The organism is Pseudomonas sp. NDM, from assembly GCF_003105095.1.
GTDB lineage: Bacteria > Pseudomonadota > Gammaproteobacteria > Pseudomonadales > Pseudomonadaceae > Aquipseudomonas > Aquipseudomonas moraviensis_A.
The window spans coordinates 1-1,722 of sequence record NZ_QETJ01000309.1 but is presented as its reverse complement, the minus strand read 5'-3'; the positions used below and the strand labels follow the sequence as shown (position 1 = coordinate 1,722).

Genomic DNA, 1,722 nt, shown 5'->3' with positions numbered 1-1,722 from the left:
GGTGTGTCAGTCAATGATGTAAGCGACTGACCCACCGCTATCGCGAGCAGGCTCACTCCTACAGAAAAGCAGGCCAGCGGCATCTGTTGATTCATATCAAAACTCCCTTATCTGCATAGCGGCACAATAATGGCACCTTGCCAAAACTGTTTCCGCTATCAGAGAAGACCTCCATGGGTGCCTGGCTTAGCAACATCTCGCTGAAATACAAATTCTGGGCGGTCAATGCGGTCGCCTTTGTCACAACGCTGCTGCTGGTGCTGTACGCCGTACATCTCGAACAGCAGGCCCGTAGCGACGCCGCTCAGGCATCCGCGCAGGCGCAGGCGCAATTGCTCAAGGCCTGGCCGCCCGGGCAGGCGCTGCCCAGATCCGCTCAGGTGCTGACCTTCAAGCGCGGTGAAGCGCCGCCCCTCAATGATCAACCGCTGCTGGAAATCAGCGGCAGCGTCGGTTGGAACGCCATCAATCATCTACCGCTGTTTGGCGAAAATCCGTTGCTCGGCGCCGAGGTGTTCAGCCGTGCCGACGGCGAACAAGTGGCAGTCATCGCCTATGGCCCGAGCCTGAGCCAAGTGTTCAGCGAGCGCTTCGCCAACTACGCGCTGGCGGTCTTCGTCCTGATGCTGGCGATGCTCGGCGCTTCGCAACTGTTGATCCGCTTTCTCCTCAGCCAGCTCAACACGTTGAAAGACGTGATGCTGCACGTTGAAAAAACCGGCGACCTTTCAGCTCGGGTGCCGCTGGTGGGCAGGGATGAAGTCGGGCAGATGGCCAATGCCTTCAACGCCATGCAGGCCGGATATCAACGCGTCGTGACGACAGTGGCCAACACCGCACGGCAACTGGATGTCGGTGCCGCGCGGCTGGCGGCGAGCATGAACGATGTGCGGCACGGCATGCTCGGGCAGCAGAGCGAAACCGATCAGGCCGCCACCGCGATCAACGAAATGACCGCCACCGTTTATCACATCGCACAACACGCCGGCGCCACTCGCGATCTGTCGAAAACCGCCGACGGCCTCGCCGGCAGCGGCCAGCAAGTGGTCGCCCGGGTGCAGCAGTCGATTGCCGGGCTGTCCAGTGGCGTGCAGCAGACGGCGCAAATGATTCAACGCCTGGCCGAAGACAGTCAGAAGATCAGCGGCGTGGTCAGCGTGATTCACAGCATCGCCGAACAGACCAATCTGCTGGCGCTCAACGCGGCGATCGAAGCTGCCCGTGCCGGGGAAATGGGTCGCGGCTTTGCCGTGGTCGCCGATGAAGTGCGTAACCTCGCCAAACGCGTGCAGGCGTCCACCGACGAGATCACCGGTATGATCGCGGCGTTGCAGGCCGGCACCCGCGATGCGGTGGATTTCATGCAGGAGAGCTCGTACAAGGCTGACGATTGTGTGCAGCAGGCGCAGGAGGCCGGCGCAGCCTTGGCAGAGATAACCGGCGCGGTGGCGCAGATGCGCGAGAGCAACACGCAGATCGCCGTGGCGGCGGAGCAACAGAGTCAGGTTGCCGAGGAGATGAACCGGGCGGTGGTGAGTATTCGTGATGTGACCGAGAACACCGTACAGCAGACCGTGGATTCGGCGACGACCAGTGATGAGTTGGCGACGTTGGCCGGGGCGCTTAACAAGGCGATAGGTCAGTTGAAACTCTGATGGCCCTATCGCGAGCAGGCTCACTCCTACAGGGGAACGCATTTCAAATGTAGGAGTGAGCCTGCTC

1 protein-coding gene is annotated in these 1,722 nt (G+C 61.1%); it reads left to right on the top strand.

Annotated elements, in window-relative coordinates; translation table 11 throughout:
* Positions 1-173: 173 nt before the first annotated feature.
* Positions 174-1,655, top strand: a complete 1,482-nt coding sequence (locus DCO47_RS26680) for a methyl-accepting chemotaxis protein (protein ID WP_116659278.1) — start codon at positions 174-176, stop codon at positions 1,653-1,655.
* The last annotated feature ends 67 nt before the right edge of the window (positions 1,656-1,722 follow it).

Excerpts from the sequence above, each read along its gene's own strand:
- DCO47_RS26680 (WP_116659278.1), top strand. The coding sequence starts at position 174 with ATGGGTGCCTGGCTTAGCAACATCTCGCTGAAATACAAATTCTGGGCG.